Raw genomic sequence first — 17,684 nt, 5'->3', positions numbered from 1 at the left:
ATTAAAATACATTTGAATGAAAAAAATATATACATTTGATAAAAATTTTAAAAATATAATCTTATGAAGAAAACTTTTTTTTACATCACTGCTGCATTAACTCTTACTGCTTGTAATCAAAGTTCAGAAACAGAAACCCTGGTTGGCGAAAACTCTACCACAAATGTTTCCGCCAGACGTGCTTGTCCTTCCGAAGAAATCAGAGCAGAGTTATTAAAAAACGATGCTGCTGCCAGACAGCGTTATAATAACATCGAAGCAGGAATCAATGACTTCATCACCAGCGGAAAAGTGTTATCGGACGGAACTGTTGATATTCCCGTTGTAGTCAATGTACTGTATAAAACTTCTGCTGAAAATATTTCTGATGCCAGAATTGCAGAACAAATTGCTATTCTTAATGCTGATTTTAGCGGAACCAACACAGATGCCTCTAAAATCCCAACTGAATTTTCCGGTGTTAAAGCCGGTGATACGCAGGTAAGATTTCACCTAATTAAAACCGTAAGAAAAGCTACAACTAAAACAAAATGGGGAACCAATGACGCCATGAAAAAATCTTCTACAGGCGGAATTGATGCAACAAGCCCAGGCAGCTACTTCAATCTTTGGGTTGTTGGGAATATGGGAGGAATTCTTGGTTATGCTACTTTTCCGGAATCTGCAGGACTTTGGAATGATGGTGTAGTAATTGCGGCTCCTTATTTTGGTAAAACAGGGGCAACTGCACCTTATAACTTAGGAAGGACAGCCACTCACGAAGTCGGACATTATCTTAACCTGAGACATATATGGGGAGATGCATCTTGTGGAAATGATCTGGTAGCAGATACACCAACTCAAACAGGAGCTAATTACGGAAAACCTACTTACCCTTTATACAATACTTGTAGCGGAACTTCCAGATCTGTTATGTTTATGAACTATATGGATTATGTGGATGACGCTGCAATGTTTATGTTCTCTGCAGGGCAAAAAGCCAGAACTCAATCTGTTCTTACTTCCACAGGCGCAAGATCTGGTCTAAGAGTTTATTAACTAACTATTTAATTATTTACAGCTGTTTTTGCAGATTGCGAAAACGGCTTTTTTGTTTTAAATATTATTAATATTGAAATTAAATATTATTTTTACGATATTAATTTCTCAAAAAGAGACAAAAAGCTTTCTAATGAAAAAACATTTCCTTTCCTTCCTGTTTCTGATCTTCGCGATTAGCATTCCTGCACAAAAAAGCATAGAGCAAAAAGTCAATGAACTGATTTCCAAAATGACTCTGGAAGAAAAAGCAGGTCAATTGGTTCAATATAGCGGTTTCGAATATGCAACCGGACCACAGAACTCTAATTCCAAAAAAGTTTTAGAAGAAATAAAGCAAGGAAAAGTCGGCTCTATGCTGAATGTGACCGGAGCAGAAGAAACAAGAGCTTTTCAAAAATTAGCATTAGAATCAAGACTGAAAATTCCGTTGATTTTCGGACAAGATGTGATTCATGGATTCAGAACAACTTTTCCTATCAATCTTGGCCAGGCAGCAAGCTGGGATTTGGAAATGATAGAAAAATCTGAAAGGATCGCAGCAATAGAAGCATCTGCTTATGGCATCCAATGGACATTTGCACCAATGGTGGATATTGCAAGAGACCCAAGATGGGGACGTGTAATGGAAGGCTCCGGTGAAGATACTTACCTCGGAACAAAAATCGGATTGGCAAGAATTAAAGGTTTCCAAGGTAAAGGTTTAGGAAATATTGATGCGATAATGGCTTGTGCAAAACATTTTGCGGCTTATGGTGCTGCTGTTGGCGGAAGAGATTACAATTCTGTGGATATGAGTTTGAGACAACTCAACGAAACTTATTTGCCGCCTTTCAAAGCAGCTGCTGAGGCTGGCGTTGCAACCTTTATGAATTCATTTAATGACATTAATGGTATTCCTGCAACGGCTAACAAATATATTTTACGAGATTTATTAAAAGGGAAATGGAACTTCAAAGGTTTTGTGGTTTCCGATTGGGGAAGTATCGGCGAAATGATAAAGCACGGCTATGCCAAAGACAATGCTGAAGCCGGAGAAAAAGCCATTCTTGCAGGAAGTGATATGGATATGGAAAGCCGAATCTATATGGAACAACTTCCAAAACTCGTAAAAGAAGGAAAAGTGGACATCAAGTTCGTGGATGATGCCGTAAGAAGAATTTTGATTAAAAAATTTGAATTAGGATTGTTTGATGATCCTTACAGATTTTCAAATAACGACAGGCAAAAACAACAAACCAACAATCTTGAGAACAGAAAATTCGGGAGAGAGTTTGGAGCAAAAAGTGTGGTTCTATTAAAGAACGAGAAGAAAATCCTTCCGCTTTCAAAATCTACAAAAACGGTTGCATTGATTGGTCCTTTCGGAAAAGAAGCGGTTGCGATGCACGGATTCTGGTCAGTTCCTTTCAAAGATGATGCACAAAGAATCGTGACTCAATTTGACGGTATCAAAAATCAATTAGACAAAAATTCAACTTTACTTTATGCCAAAGGTTGCAATGAAAATGACGAAGACAAATCTATGTTTGCAGAAGCCATCGAAACAGCTAAAAAAGCCGATGTTGTGATAATGACTCTTGGAGAAGGACATGCAATGAGTGGTGAAGCGAAAAGCCGAAGTAACATCCATTTTTCTGGTGTTCAGGAAGAATTACTAAAAGAAATTGCTAAAACAGGAAAACCAATCGTTCTTTTGATTAATGCCGGAAGACCTTTGGTTTTTGACTGGGCGACGGATAATATTTCGACGATCGTTTACAGTTGGTGGTTAGGAACAGAAGCCGGAAATTCTATCGCCGACATCCTATTCGGAAATGTAAATCCTGGTGGAAAACTTCCAATGACTTTCCCAAGAACAGAAGGACAAATCCCAATTTATTATAACCATTACAACACTGGAAGACCAGCCGAAAAATCCACTGAAAGAAATTATGTCTCGGCTTATATCGATTTGGACAACGACCCGAAATTCCCTTTTGGTTTTGGATTGAGTTATACGGATTTCAAATATTCAAACTTTAATCTAAGTTCTGATAATCTTAAAGGCAGTCAAACTTTAACCATCAATGTTAATGTTGCCAACACAGGCAATTTTGATGGTGAAGAAGTCGTTCAGCTTTACATTCGTGACCTATTTGGAAAAGTAGTTCGTCCAATCAAAGAACTGAAAGGTTTCCAAAAAATATTCCTGAAGAAAGGTGAAAATAAAACCGTTACTTTCAAATTGACGCCGGAAGATTTGAAATTCTACGATGACGAACTGAATTACGATTGGGAAGCCGGTGAATTTGAAATAATGGTCGGGACTAATTCCAGCGATGTGATAACGAAGAAAATTGTTTGGGAGAAATAATATTTTGTCATTCCAAAGGAATCTGTATTAGAATTGATAACAGTATGTTTAGATTCCTACGGAATGACAAGCTCACGTTTTAATTATCCAAAAAAATCCTCTTTCACAAGAGGATTTTTCATTTGCTATTTCTTAAACTTAATCTCTGCCAAGATCGGAAAATGGTCAGATGGATATAGCAAATTTTCTCGCCTGTCATTGATGGTTCTGTTGGACAACACATCAAAACCTTTCACAAAAATATAATCTATTCTCTCTTTCGGAACAGTGTTGACATCAAACGCTGTAAACGTTCCTTTTGGTCCATAATGTGGCATTTTCGAGTGGTAATAAGCATTATCCAAAGACTTCGAAATAATTTTTATTGGTTCAGAATCATCTGTTAAATTAAAATCTCCAGTTAAAGTTAATGGCAGATTTTTCGGGTTGAGTTCTTTGATTTTTTCAAGAATCAGTTTTGCAGAATTCACCCTAGCAACATCACCAACGTGGTCAAAATGCAGGTTCATCGCCAGGAATTGCTTACCTGTTTTCTTGATTTTAAAAAATGCATAAGTACAAACTCTATTGTACGCCGCGTCCCAGCCTTTGGAAGGTTTTTCCGGCGTTTCACTCAACCAGAATGTTCCGGATTTAGTGACTTCCAGTTTAGTTTTATCATAGAAAATCGCAGAATATTCACCTTGATTTTTACCATCATCTCTTCCAACACCCACGTAATCATAATCTTTCAGACTGGTTTTGATATCCGTCATTTGCTGAGGAACCGCTTCCTGAACACCGAAATAATCCGGATGGTAATATGACATCAACGCCAAAGCATCGTTTTTTCTATTGTCCCAAGAATTTTCCTTGTCACTTTCCAAAGACAGCCGGATGTTGTAAGTCATCACTTTCAAATCCTGGGAAAAGAAAAGGTTAGACGACAATAATAATCCGAAAAATAATTTTTTCATTTTAATTTTTTTTATAATTGAATTGATTTTAAATCTATAAAATACCTTTTAGTCTTACGTGCTGGAGGAGCATAATCGTTTTTGCATCTTTGATTTCGCCCAAGTCAATCATTTCAAGCGCTTTCTCGATGTCAAGTTCCATAACTTCTATTTCTTCCTGCTCTTCTTCCAACCCGCCTCCGTCATTGATTTTCATCGATTTGGAATATTCTGCGATGAAAAAATAAAGAATTTCCGTTACCGAACCCGGCGACATATAAACCTCAAACACTTTTTTGACATCCGAAATCTCATAACCCAATTCCTCTTCCGTTTCCCTTTTGATACACTCTTCCGGGTTATCTTTGTCCAAAAGTCCGGCGCAAGCTTCTATCATCATTCCGTCTGCGTTGCCATTGATGTAAGTTGGTAAACGAAATTGTTTCGTCAGAATTACGGTTTCTGATTCTTTGTTATAAAGTAAAATTGTTGCACCATTTCCGCGGTCATAAGCTTCTCTGCTTTGGGTTTCCAGCGTTCCGTTATTCTTTTGATATTCAAAAGTGACTTTGTTAAGCGTGTACCAATTATCGGATAAGATTTCTGTTTTTAAAATCTTGACTTTGTTGTTATTCATTTTTTAGAATCTGTTATCTATTCGTCTATTATCTAAAGTCTAAGCTTTATAATCCTCAAAATTCTGAATTCCATTAAGAAAATCTTTAACAGGCATTCTTTTCTTGCCCTGAATCTGAACATCTTCCGGATAATAGATTCCGTCTTTTGTGTAGAATTTGAACTCATTTTTTGAAATATCAAAATCTTCGGCTTCTCTCGAATGGGATTCTAATTCAAAATGTCCTTTGAAGATTTTCAGTGATTTTTCTTCGTCTCCGATTTTCAGAATGGTGAAAGCTGTTGGATAAGGCGACATTCCTCTCACGAAATTATGAATCGTTTCAGAACCTTGATTCCAATCGATTTTTAAATTTTCTTTAAAGATTTTGTAAGCTGTTTTTGGATTTTCTTTTTCAGGCTGAGGTTTCTCCGTGATGGAATTTTCAGCTAATCCGTCCAAAGTTTTAATCACCAAATCCGCACCGATGACCATTAATTTATCGTGTAAAGTTCCGGCGTTGTCTTCCGGTAAAATTTTGGTTTCGGCCTGAAGCAGAATATTACCTTCATCTATTTTTTCATTGATGAAAAACGTTGTCACCCCAGATTTGGTTTCCCCATTAATGACGGCATAATTAATTGGTGCCGCACCACGATAATCCGGCAGCAACGAACCGTGCAGATTGAATGTACCCAATTTCGGAATCGAAAACAAAACCTGAGGCATCATTCTGAAAGCTACCACCACAAAAACATCTGCGTTTAGGTTTCGGATGGATTCTAAGAATTCCGGATTTCTAAGTTTTTCCGGCTGGAAAAGGTTGAGGTTATTTTCTTCTGCGAAAACTTTCACTGGCGAAGGTGTGAGTTTCATTCCTCTTCCACTTGCTTTGTCAGCCGCTGTTACAACACCGACAACCTTGTGATGAGATTTGAATATCGCTTCCAAAGAAGCTTTTGCAAAATCGGGAGTTCCGAAAAAAACGACATTAAGAGGTTTCGTCTGCATTTATTTTATAATTGATGATTTATTAAAACTGAATATTTGTATATTTTTCTCAACAACAAAAGTCACATAAGATTTCATTCACTACTCTTTTTTAAAGAAGAAAAAAGCAATAATTATTTCTTTTTACTCTTAATAGAATTTTATTTAATAATTTTCTTTTGTAACTTTTGTGGTTATTATTTAATGCTTCAACTATTTAACATATAAGTTTTATAGTTCAACATTTTGACTTTTCCAATGTCCAAAAGGAAAATCAAGGTTTCTGAAATAGATTCTTTAGAGTAAAAATTGAGATTTGCCGCCATCTCATCCAAAGACATCGGCCGGTTCGACAATTGTTGAGTAATATCTGAAGACAAAGTTCTTTTGGAGTTGGTTCTCTTTCTGCAAACCGAACATTTACCACAATTTTCTGCATCTCGTTCTCCAAAATAGCTGAGAATCAATTTCATTTTACAGAAATCAGAATCCTGGATATAGAATTTGTTCTCTTCCCATTTTCTGAGTTTATTTTTCTGAATATTATGGAAAAGCGACCAGTATTCTCCGAACAAATGCCGATCATTCCTAGGTTTTAAAAACCTGATAGAATGGAGACTTCCGTCGAGATATTCCAAATGTCCCGCTTTCTGCAACTGCAATAGTTTTTGTTTGAAATTCTGAAGATCCATTTCATTTTTTTTGCAAAATGCTGCATCACTGAAATGCACTTTGTGAATCGACAATCCGGGCAAATTTCTAAACAACAATTCCATAAAATAAGCATCGCTTGGTGGTAATTGCTCCAATTCATCTGACTGAACAAAACTCTGAATCGTGGAGGCAGAGATATTATTTTTATAATAAATTAATTCCTGATTGTTCAAAAATGTCAAAATATTTTTGATTTTCGCAGTGGACAATTTCGTCAGATTCTTGATTTTGTTAAGGTCAAGCTGAAATGTTTTTTCCGGCCAATCGCTATCTCCAATTTGAAAAATTGAATAGAGATAAGTCAATATTTTTTCATATTCCGTTTTGTTAGGAATCTGATTTTTGAAAGTATTATCGATGTTAGTTAATTCCTGTTCGTTCCAAAGCAGTAGTGCTAACGCCTCTTCTCCGTTTCGTCCGGCTCGGCCAATTTCCTGGTAATAATTTTCAATCGTGGAAGAAGGCGACAAATGGATTACAAATCGCACATTGTCTTTGTCAATTCCCATCCCGAAAGCGTTGGTGGAGATCAAAACATGAAATTGGCTGCTAATCCATTTTTTTTGAAGTTTTTCTTTTTCACTTGAAGATAATCCGGCATGAAAAAAATCTGCGTTTTGGAATTTGTTATTTTTAAGGTAGTAAGTTAATTCCTCTGCTTCTCTTCTCGTTCTTGTATAGATGATTCCGGAAGAGAGATTTTGTCTAAGAAATTCTAAAATCCTGTTATACTTATTGGAGATATTTTCAACAATAATATTGAGATTATCTCTTTTGAAACTTTGTTTGTAAACCTGAGGTTGATGAAGCCCTAATTTGCTTATAATCTCCTCGACAACATGATTGGTTGCAGTAGCTGTCAAGGCAAGACAAGGAACATTCTTGAATTCTTGCCGAAACTTTTTGATGTTCTGGTAACTTGGACGAAAATCCGAACCCCATTCTGAGATACAATGCGCTTCATCCACCGCAATGAATGAAACCTCAATCTCCTGAATATTTCTTAAGAATAATTGATTTTGTAATCTTTCCGGTGAGATATAAAGAATTTTTATTAATCCTTCTTTGCATCTATTGTAAACAGATTCTTCTTCAAATTCGTCTAATTCTGAGCTTAACAATTCTGCTTCGATTCCTACAGATTGTAAAGCATCTATTTGGTCTCTCATCAATGCTAAAAGTGGAGAAACAACCAGACAAGTTCCTTCCAAAACAAGGGCAGGCAATTGATAACAAAGTGACTTTCCACCACCTGTCGGCAACAATGCTAATGTATCTCTACCATTAACAATAGAAAGAATAATGTTTTTCTGAGAAGAACGAAACTCATCAAAGCCCCAAAATTGTTTGAGTGTTTTATGAATTAATCTGTCTTGTGATTCTGTGGAAGAAAGCATTTGTAAATTTAATCAATTCCTGAAAATAAAAAAACCGCATTTACTGCGGTTTTCATAATATTGTTTTTATATTTTATTTAGCTTCAAAATAAACTCTTCTGTTCGCTCTGTTTTTCCATTCAGGGCATTTTTCAGCAGGATCACATTCCGGATAAAGAAGATTTTTTTCTCCTCTACCGAGTGCTTCAAGTTTACTTTTATCCGCACCATTTTGTATCAGATAATTTTTAACATTCTTAGCTCTTCTTTCTGAAAGACCTTGATTATACTTTTCTGTACCTCTTGTATCTGTACCTCCAATAACCTTAAAGCTGGAATTAGATGCATTAATATAACTGATAGCCTGTGCCAGAATTGGAGAATTAGAAGGCAAAATCCTATCAGAATCCAAATCGAATTCAATACCTTTTATCATTCTGTCTTCATCCGTAACAATACCCGTAGTCGAGTTTGAAGGGTAAGGACAACCTTGATTTTCTACTGGTCCTGGAACCGTTACACACTTATCATAAAGATCAATTACTCCATCCAAATCAACATCCAAAGCAACACCAGCTCCATCAACTCTTGCTCCAGCCGGTGTATCCAATTGTCTGTCCCAATCATCACAAACACCGTCATTATCAACATCTCCTTTTTTGCAAACTTCGATATCCTGAGTTTTGTCGTTAAGAACATCTAACTTATAGTAAATCTCCTGAAGTGGATCATGCCACATCAAATGAGATTCGTGCTTACCAAGTTTGAAAGTAACTCCTAAAGTAGTATTAAAGAAATTATCTGAAATTTGATCTTCGATTAGATTATAGCCATTCTGTCCAACTCCAGCCCCATCAAACTCATCGTCACCAGTTACAACATACATCACTCTACCTTCTATATCAATTCTATTATTGACTTTGAATTTCAGCCCTGCTCCAGCCTGTCCGAAAAGAGACCCAAGCTTGAAGGGTTTAGTTTCATAATTGAGCGTTTGGTTATAAACAGGACCTGGATCTTGTCTGTAAGATCTATATGCTAAAGTACCAATACCCGCATAACCATGAAGTGCCCATCTGAAAGGTGACTTATTATCTACTCTTCTCAAAAGATTAGAAAAATTAACATCTCCTAAGATAGAGATTGCGTCATATTGTGTTCTACCAGCCGGATAATTACCAGGTAAAGGCTTATGATCTTTCGTATTAATCTGGCCTTGTCTTGTTTCTCCTCTGTCATACTGTAAATTAAGACCAAATGCGTGAGTAATTGCTTTATCGACACTAATGTAAGCAGAATATCCAAAAAGGTTTTTACCATTCCCATTTTTAATCGATGTCATATCAGCCGATTGTATCAAAGGCACACCCGCACCCACTGATATAGACCAATCATTGAATCTTTTTGATGCCTGAGTAAATGGAGAAACATTTTGAGAACCAGAGTTAGCATCTGACGATACTTCCTGGCCTGCCAAACTCATAGGCAACAATAATCCTACTGCTACTAATGATAATAAATTTTGTTTCATATTTTTTAATGTTTTTTTCTAGTTTATTATTTTGCTACAAAATATACCCTTCTATTAGCTTCATTTTTCCACTCCGGGCATTTTGTTGCAGGGTCACATTCGGTATATTTAAGATCTTCTTTTCCTCTTCCTTCTGCCAATAGCACATTCGGAGAGACACCTTTATTTATCAAATAATTTAAAACTGCATTTGCTCTAGCTTGGGATAATTTTTTATTATATTGTGCCGATCCTCTACTGTCAGTAGCACCAACAACAATAAATTGACTATCTCCTCCTAATGTTTTTATTATATCAGCAGCCTTATCAAGATCCGGGTAGGATTTTGGTCTAATTACATCCTTGTTCAGTTCAAACTCAATTCCATTGAAATACTTATTAATTTCATCAATTGCTATTTCTTTGACTGGTAATACCTGAGGGGTAGCTTCTACCGGACATCCATTATTTTGTATAGGTCCTGGCACAGTTACACATTTGTCATTCAAATCTATAACTCCATCCAAATCAGTGTCCAAAGCAACACCCGCACCGTCAACTCTGGCACCTGCAGGAGTATCTAGCTGTCTATCCCAATCATCACAAACGCCATCATTATCCTGATCTCCTTTTTCACAAACTTTGAAATCTTTGAACTGCTCTTCCAGATTAGCCGCTTTTGTATAAGCATCCTGCAATGGATCTACCCAACGAAGATGATCTTGATGCTTACCTAATTTAAATGATAATCCTAAATTGAATAACCATGCATTATCAGAATATGTATCATTAATTAAATTATATCCCGGAGCTGCATTTCTGGACCATCCGCCGCCATCAAATTCTTCATCTCCACTGATAAGGTATAATGCTCTCAGCTCAATATCAAGTAATCGGGAAATATTATACTTTAACCCTACACCACCTATATAACTAAAGCTACCAATATCCATTTTTTGCTCTATGTACAATGGCCACTTACTCAATACATTATTATCTTGTAAAAACGTTTTGTAACCTGTAAGTCCAATTCCCGCATAACCGTGCAAAGCCCATTTGAATCTTGATCTGTTATCAACTCTTCTCATCAGATTAGAAAAATTAATATCACCCAATAGTGCGATCTGGTCAAATTTTGTATAGCCGTGTCCTACTCCTGCCGCATCATTCAAATATGCTTTCTGATTGGTCTGACCACGTGTATACATCAATGACAATCCAAATGTGTGGCTAATTTGTTTGTCCAAACTTACATAACCGTTCCAACCCCAGTTGATTTTTCCATCATAAAAGGAAGTTAGATCTGCGTTTGTCATAAAGGCTGCCCCTCCGCCAACAGAAACAGACCAATCTTTAAAAAGTCGGCTTTTGTTGTTAAACGGTTGTGTTTCTGGCTTACTGCTTTCCTCTTTGGTCTGGGATAGACCAAGAACTGGTAATAGGAAGAATAGTAAAATTTTTTTCTTCATAGTCATCTGTGTTATAAAAATTTATTTCACTTTATTAATGAGTTCCTTTGCAAAATCTCTGTCGTAAAGATTTTTTTGATGAGGAATTATTAACTTCTTAGAACTAAACTTTATATTGTTATATAATATTATATCAATATCTATAATTCTATCCTGATAAGCTCCAATAGCTGAAGAATCGTTTACGCGACCCATCATTTTCTCAATAGCTTTAACTTCAGAAAGTAGTTTTATAGGTGAAGATTGTGTTTTTAATTTAACTGCAATATTACAAAAAATATTAGAACTTTCAAATTCTACAGGTTTTGTTAATATTAATTCAGATTTTGTTAATATTGTACCTACCTTAGATTCTATATTTTCAAGGGCTATTTCAATATTTTTTTGGGGATTATTTATATTACTTCCAAGTAACAAAATAACATCATTGTACGACATATAGAATAAATAATTTATTTAGATGAAAAGTTTTTTCAAAATAGTTTTAGCAAATTTAACTGCAATTTTTATTGTCATTGCAGGATTTTTCTTGTTTTTTATCGCATTTCTCATTTTATCTTCAGTTTCCGGGGGAACTGATGTAAAATCTGATTCGGTATTAACTTTAGATCTCAAGACAAAAATCATTGACAGTCCTTCTGAAGATCAGGAAGATATTTTTTCCTTCAAAAATGATCAAAAGGCTGTCTTGCTTTATGATGTTTTGCAGGCTATAAATAATGCAAAGACAGATAATAAAATCAAAGGAATCAGTTTGGAAATGGATAATATCAACGCCGGGATCACTCAGTTGGATGATATCAGAAATGCCTTAAATGATTTTAAAAAAAGTGGAAAATTTGTATATGCTTATGGGAATACCGTTTCTCAAGGTGCTTATTACCTGGGTTCGGTAGCGGATAAATATTATCTGAATCCAGCCGGCCTAATTGAATTGAAAGGACTTTCTACAGAAGTAACGTTTTTCAAAAACTTTGCTGAAAAATACGGAATCGGAATCCAGGTAATACGTCACGGGAAATTCAAAGCAGCGGTTGAACCTTTTTTAAGGGATGAAATCTCACCTGAAAATAAAGAACAGCTTTCGACTTTGTTAAATGACATCTGGTCCAATACTTCGACTAAAATTTCTGGTTCAAGGAAAATCCCTTTAGCTGAACTTAATACGATCACTGACAGCTTATACAGTTATCTTCCGAATCTTAGCCTGCAATATAAATTGGCAGATCAACTGATTCAGAAATCTGAGTACGATAATATCATCAAGAAAAAACTGAACATCGATAAGGACAAAAAACTGAATAAAATATCTTTTGCTAAATATTCGGAATCTGTTGATCAGGATCATGACGGTAAAAAGATTGCGATCCTGTATGCATCCGGAGCTATTTATAATGGTAAAGGTTACGATGGGATCTACTCTGATAGCTTTATAAAAGAAATTAAAAAGCTTCAAAAAGATGATGATGTGAAAGCTGTCGTTTTCAGAATCAATTCTCCGGGAGGAAGCGCCAATGCATCTGATGAGATTCTTTTTGAAATGCAACAACTAAAACGTAAAAAACCTGTTATAGTTTCTTTTGGTGATTACGCTGCTTCCGGAGGTTATTACATTGCGATGGGTGCTGACAAAATCTTCTCAGAGCCTAACACTTTAACGGGATCAATTGGTGTTTTTGGAGTCATTCCATATTTCAAGGATCTGGCAGAGAAAAATGGGATCAGAAGCGATGTGGTCTCTACTAATGCCAATTCTAATATGATCTCGGCTATTAATGGTTTGAGTCCGGGAACATTGAATATTATGACAAGAAGCGTGGAATCTACTTACCAGCGTTTCGTACATTTTGTAACACAAAACAGAAAAAAATCTTTTGAAGAGATTGACGCGATCGGTGGCGGAAGAGTATGGTCCGGTGTGAGAGCAAAACAAATCGGTCTGGTTGATGAATTGGGATCGTTGCAAGATGCCATCAAGTTTGCGGCTAAATCTGCAAATCTTAAAACTTATAATGTATCTTCCTATCCTTCCAAAGTTTCAAAATTTGAGCAGATATTTTCTTCTGAAACTGAGGAAGATTTCTCAACAAGACTGATCAAAAATAAGCTTGGAAAAGAAAATTTCAAAATTTTCCAGCATATCACAGACCCTGATACCAAATCTGCTGTGGTGATGGAAAATCCATTCAGTATTAAAATTAATTAATAGGACATCTATCAAATGAAAAAGCCTTGCCGGATCGACTCCGACAAGGCTTTTTCGATTAATATAGAATTGGTATAGAATTGCAAACTAGCCCCGATTGTAGCGGTTACCCCGCAGTTGGACCGGAAAGCTGCCGGGTTTCTGCTGCTGGCAAGTATTGGCACGAGGAGTATGAGCGGAAAGCGGGATTAAGCTCCTGAAAATTAAAATTTATATGCTAAGCTCCAGCTGAACCCCATATTGAAATTCCCCGAACTTCTTCCGAAACCAGGAACAATCATTGGCGTAATCTCTTCCTGTTTCGTGGTGTAAGCCAGATATCTTGGCTGCACGTTAACATCAAGAAAGAAATTGCTTTCAAAAACCTGAACTCTTGCACCCAAGGACGCTTCTATCCAATAACTGCTTTGAGTTGATGGATCAAAGGCAACTGTCACTCCTTCGGAATATTGTCCTTTTACAGGAATGGCCATATATTCCTGGGAATAAAAACTTGCGGCTAATTTGGCTCCAGCATAGAAACCATTAAGCTGGTTCTCCGGATCCATTGTCAACATATAAAACCCTCCAATCTTAGCGAATAATCCGTCCGCTTTGGCATCGTAACCGTTTTTCTGATAGACATTTTTATCATAGCCCAAATCGATAATGGCATGGACTTTTTTATTGATCCTACTGGAAATAAATCCCTGATATAGTTTTCTATCACCGAAAAAACCTGATCCCAAGTTGAGAGCATCCACTCCAACAGTAAAGTTGGGTGTATATTTCCATTTTACAGAATCCTGTTTTTTCTCGTCTTGTTTTTGCTGGGCAAATCCAAAAATAGAAAACACACTAAAAGCGCAGATAAAAATTGATTCTACTTTCATCAGTTAATGAGGTATGATTGGATTCAACATTTTGTACAGGATTACTTTCCAAAAGCTCTGCATTCAGATTCTCGTAATTAATCTTATAACCGCAAGCCGGCGAAACATAGATGGGTTTTGTTATATAACTGACTCTCATCTTGCTCCGTGGACCATTTTTTCTTGTTCTGAAATAAATATCCGTATATACAGCATTATCTACTCTCATCGGAACAAAAATAGAATCCACGTTGGGCTGGGCTGTCATAACATTGGTTAAACTGGTTTTACCATAATCTACATCCACATAAAGCGTATCAATTCTAATAAGCTGATTACTGGTATTAGCCGCACTTCTGAATTTTAATTTCAATCTGGGTGTTGAATCTGAGCTGAGGCAGATATCGTCATCGCTTCCACAACTTGTCAGGATGAATAGAAAACTTAAAAAGAAAAATATTTTTTTCATCTGTACTTATTTATTACTTCGATGTCAGATGGAATGCTAAAACTTTCATTATTTAAAGATAAACAAATCGTTCTATTTTTTAAGAAGCAAAGCGATGTTTTCTACATGATGCGTTTGAGGAAACATATCGACAGGCAAGATTTTTACCAGCTCATAATCTTCTTTCAAAAGTGCAATGTCTCTCGCTTGTGTAGCTGAATTACAACTTACATAGACGATTCTTTCCGGAGATAATTTGAGGATCTGTTCAACCACTTTCTGATGCATGCCATCTCTTGGAGGATCTGTAATCAAAACATCTGCTTTGGGATGATTTTCCAAAAACTCATCATTAAAGACGTTTTTCATATCACCGGCATAGAATATTGTGTTATTAAGGCCATTCAATTCAGCATGTTCTATAGCTGCATCAATCGCTTCCTGCACGGCTTCGATTCCTATCACATGTTTTGCATTTCTTGCTACATACTGTGCAATTGTACCGGTTCCTGTATATAAATCATAAACCACTTGATCACCCGTTAATTCAGCAAATTCGAGTGTTTTTCTGTATAGTTCTAAAGCTTGGCGATAGTTGGTCTGGAAGAAAGATTTCGGTCCGATTTTGAATTTTAAACCATCCATTTCTTCATATAGAAAGCCTTCTCCGAAATAAGTCTGGATATCCAGGTCGTAGATGCTGTCATTTCCTTTTGGATTAATTGCAAATACCAAAGTTTTGATCTGAGTGAATTGGCTTAAAAGAAAATCGAATAATTGGATTCTCTCAGTCTTCATTTCCTTATACAATTGGAAGAGAATCATCCATTCGCCTTTAGAGTTCTGGCGGAGCATCAATGTTCTTAAAAATCCTTCCTGAGCTTTTACATCATAAAATTCCAAACCATGATCAACAGCATATTTTTTCACTGCTAATCTGATCCGATTCGAGGGATCTTCCTGAAGGAAACATTCTTTAAGATCAAGAATTTTGCTCCACATCCCCGGAATATGAAATCCTAAAGCATCTTTGTTTCCGAAATTTTCTTCTGAGCTGATTTCGTATTGCGTCAACCAACGGGCATTAGAAAAAGAAAATTCCATCTTATTTCTATAGAAGTATTGTTCTTCTGATCCTAAAATAGGAATGATATCAAAACCTGAAACGCCACCAATCCTTGTAATATTATTAACAACTTCGTTATGCTTGAACTCGAGTTGTTTTTCGTAAGCAATGTTTTGCCATTTACAGCCGCCACATGTCCCGAAATGAACACATTTTGGTTCCACTCTGTCTTGGGAATATTCTAATATCTCAATTGCTTCGCCTTCGAAATAGTTACTCTTTGATTTCTTAACTCTTACATTCACCAGATCACCAGGAACAGCTCCGGAAACCAAAACCGTTTTTCCGAGTTCCGTTTTACCAACAGAAACTCCTTTCGCACCGGCAGAAAGGAGTCTGATATTTTCAAGAATTTGATTCTTTTTTTTGTTCCTCATTGATTATTTCGTTTTTGCAGAATCAGCTTTTGGATTCTGTTGCAACAAATCGTTTTGAAGTTGAACCTGCGGATTAACAGAAGGCGCCTGCAAACCAGAAATCTTATTCATCTCTTCCACAAATTTAGCATCACCTAAATTATAGAAAGTTTGGCTGGCTATTTTTCCATCTTTATCAATTAGAAAAAATCCAGGAATTTTGAATCCATAGATAAAGAATTTTTTAGCGTAGTCTGATGACAATCCACCTTCAGCATAATAATTAGTTCCAGGGATTCCTTTCAACATTGCATTCGCAGTTTTTGTAAATTGCTCTTTCGTATCATCAACATTTACAAATGCAAAATTAACTTTTGATTTGTAGAAGTTAACAACTTCCTTAAGAACAGGTATTGTAGATTGTCCAATATATGGATTCCAAGATGCATAAGTCATTACCAAAGTTGGTTTTCCATTAGATTCTAAATTACCAGATTTACCATCTAATTTTACAAAGTTAACTTTTGGAGCTTCTTCTCCTTTTTTCAAACCGAATACGGCGTTGATAGCAGAGTTCAAATCTTTTTTGACTTCAGAATCTTTGATATACTCTTCACTAACTTTCTTAACCTTTTCTACTTCAGAAGTATAAGGATTAAGATCAAATTTGGCAATAACAAAAGCTAACAAATAATCTTTTGTTTTTTGAGACATTTCTTTATTTGTAGCCAAAAATCTGGCAAAGATAGTTGACATGCTTGCTGTATCTTTATCTTTTTGCTTTACAGCAAAGTTTTGGAAATCCTGACCAAGTTTATTCAATAGATAGTTTCTGTAAACTGGAAGTTCTTCAACCATTCTGTCATTATTCTTAGTCAAAGATTTTTCGTAGTCAGTGAATGTCTTGGAAACTTTGAAAGAAGGATCTCCAGCCGCTTGACCATGAGTCGCTTCATATTGAACCAAAAATGTAAGAATATTAGTTGTTAATTCATCTTTTTTAAGTTTTACCACGTCGCTATCCGGACCAATCTTATCAGCAGTCTCATCTAGATTTTTTTCAAGATCAGAATATATTTTTTTAATTTCAGTTAAGAAATCGGATTCTTTTTTCTGAAGCAATTGCATATTTAGCTTCGAGCTATATGTCTGTAAATACTTTTGAGTTTCGGTAATGAAATCGTTGTTCTTCTTAGCATCGCCTTCAATTTTATAAACCTCAGGAAAAGTAGCAGCATCTCCGGAAACTTTCAGTGTTTGGCCTTTTTTAAGGTAAATGAAATTCATTTTTCCAGCATAAGTCATTGCGTACATACCATTCTTAGGAGCCTTGAATTCACCTTTGAAATTACCTTTTTCGTCAACACCTATATTAACCAGTGGTAGTGTTGCAACACCAGAAGCTTCAATAAATTCAATTCTTTCTAAAGGAGAACCCCCTTTTACATTTCCTTCAACTTTAACTTTGGAGCAAGAAACCACTAGCAAAGAAATTAAAAGAAGAAATAAGTATTTTTTCATTTTAAAAATTAATTTATGCAAAAATAATCTAATTAGGAATTCAAAAAAAATGAAAACAACATTTTTATCAAAAGATTAACAGATTTATAAGTAAATAATAGATTATTCTGAGTTTAAGATTGATGCTTGACCTAAAGAATTACAATTAATCCATTCTTGATTATCTAATAAT

At 35.7% G+C, this 17,684-nt stretch carries 14 protein-coding genes; 3 read left to right on the top strand and 11 right to left on the bottom strand.

The genetic code is table 11. The features are described 5' to 3' along the window. Positions 1-63: 63 nt before the first annotated feature. Complete coding sequence (locus QOL71_RS10510) at positions 64-1,038, top strand: M43 family zinc metalloprotease (protein ID WP_283416889.1); 975 nt, start codon at positions 64-66, stop codon at positions 1,036-1,038. 133 nt (positions 1,039-1,171) lie between these two features. Next, a complete protein-coding gene (locus tag QOL71_RS10505; protein ID WP_283416888.1) occupies positions 1,172-3,394 on the top strand; it encodes a glycoside hydrolase family 3 N-terminal domain-containing protein in 2,223 nt (740 codons plus the stop codon). A gap of 125 nt (positions 3,395-3,519) precedes the next feature. Here QOL71_RS10505 and QOL71_RS10500 read toward each other — a convergent pair whose 3' ends face one another. The 7 genes from QOL71_RS10500 to folK all read right to left on the bottom strand — a co-directional run bounded on the left by QOL71_RS10500 (position 3,520) and on the right by folK (position 11,421). Continuing rightward, entirely contained in the window at positions 3,520-4,350 is an 831-nt protein-coding gene (locus QOL71_RS10500) for an endonuclease/exonuclease/phosphatase family protein (RefSeq protein WP_283416887.1), read from the bottom strand. Between the two features lie 34 nt (positions 4,351-4,384). Continuing rightward, complete coding sequence (gene nudK, locus QOL71_RS10495) at positions 4,385-4,966, bottom strand: GDP-mannose pyrophosphatase NudK (protein ID WP_283416886.1); 582 nt, start codon at positions 4,964-4,966, stop codon at positions 4,385-4,387. Between the two features lie 39 nt (positions 4,967-5,005). Next, positions 5,006-5,956 carry a methionyl-tRNA formyltransferase gene (gene fmt, locus QOL71_RS10490; protein ID WP_283416885.1) on the bottom strand — a complete coding sequence of 317 codons (951 nt, stop codon included), beginning with the start codon at positions 5,954-5,956 and terminating at the stop codon, positions 5,006-5,008. Between the two features lie 188 nt (positions 5,957-6,144). Further along, positions 6,145-8,046, bottom strand: coding sequence for a RecQ family ATP-dependent DNA helicase (locus tag QOL71_RS10485; RefSeq protein WP_283416884.1), 1,902 nt, complete (start codon positions 8,044-8,046; stop codon positions 6,145-6,147). Between the two features lie 73 nt (positions 8,047-8,119). Then, positions 8,120-9,556, bottom strand: a complete 1,437-nt coding sequence (locus QOL71_RS10480) for an OmpA family protein (RefSeq protein ID WP_283416883.1) — start codon at positions 9,554-9,556, stop codon at positions 8,120-8,122. 26 nt (positions 9,557-9,582) lie between these two features. Then, the gene (locus tag QOL71_RS10475; protein WP_283416882.1) at positions 9,583-11,004 is read right to left on the bottom strand and encodes an OmpA family protein; all 1,422 of its coding nucleotides are present in this window, start codon (positions 11,002-11,004) and stop codon (positions 9,583-9,585) included. A gap of 21 nt (positions 11,005-11,025) precedes the next feature. After that, positions 11,026-11,421 carry a 2-amino-4-hydroxy-6-hydroxymethyldihydropteridine diphosphokinase gene (gene folK / locus QOL71_RS10470; protein ID WP_346772094.1) on the bottom strand — a complete coding sequence of 132 codons (396 nt, stop codon included), beginning with the start codon at positions 11,419-11,421 and terminating at the stop codon, positions 11,026-11,028. Between the two features lie 43 nt (positions 11,422-11,464). On the opposite strand from folK, the gene sppA reads away from it, so the two are divergent. After that, entirely contained in the window at positions 11,465-13,210 is a 1,746-nt protein-coding gene (gene sppA / locus QOL71_RS10465; RefSeq protein ID WP_283416880.1) for a signal peptide peptidase SppA, read from the top strand. A 203-nt stretch (positions 13,211-13,413) separates the two neighbouring features. Here sppA and QOL71_RS10460 read toward each other — a convergent pair whose 3' ends face one another. The 4 genes from QOL71_RS10460 to QOL71_RS10445 all read right to left on the bottom strand — a co-directional run bounded on the left by QOL71_RS10460 (position 13,414) and on the right by QOL71_RS10445 (position 17,512). Continuing rightward, entirely contained in the window at positions 13,414-14,082 is a 669-nt protein-coding gene (locus tag QOL71_RS10460) for a DUF6048 family protein (protein WP_283416879.1), read from the bottom strand. Then, on the bottom strand, positions 14,048-14,530 hold the full coding sequence (locus tag QOL71_RS10455; RefSeq protein ID WP_283416878.1) for a DUF6452 family protein: 483 nt from the start codon (positions 14,528-14,530) through the stop codon (positions 14,048-14,050). Before QOL71_RS10455 ends, QOL71_RS10460 begins: the two co-directional genes overlap by 35 nt. Before the next feature lie 72 nt (positions 14,531-14,602). Further along, positions 14,603-16,012 (bottom strand): 23S rRNA (uracil(1939)-C(5))-methyltransferase RlmD, encoded by a 1,410-nt coding sequence (gene rlmD, locus QOL71_RS10450; RefSeq protein ID WP_283416877.1) that lies wholly within the window; start codon positions 16,010-16,012, stop codon positions 14,603-14,605. A 3-nt stretch (positions 16,013-16,015) separates the two neighbouring features. Then, the gene (locus tag QOL71_RS10445) at positions 16,016-17,512 is read right to left on the bottom strand and encodes a TlpA family protein disulfide reductase (protein WP_283416876.1); all 1,497 of its coding nucleotides are present in this window, start codon (positions 17,510-17,512) and stop codon (positions 16,016-16,018) included. Between the last annotated feature and the right edge of the window lie 172 nt (positions 17,513-17,684).

Source organism: Epilithonimonas pallida (assembly GCF_900182975.1).
Lineage (GTDB): Bacteria > Bacteroidota > Bacteroidia > Flavobacteriales > Weeksellaceae > Epilithonimonas > Epilithonimonas pallida.
The sequence above is the reverse complement of the archived record's forward strand: the minus strand, read 5'-3'. Positions and strand labels throughout refer to the sequence as shown.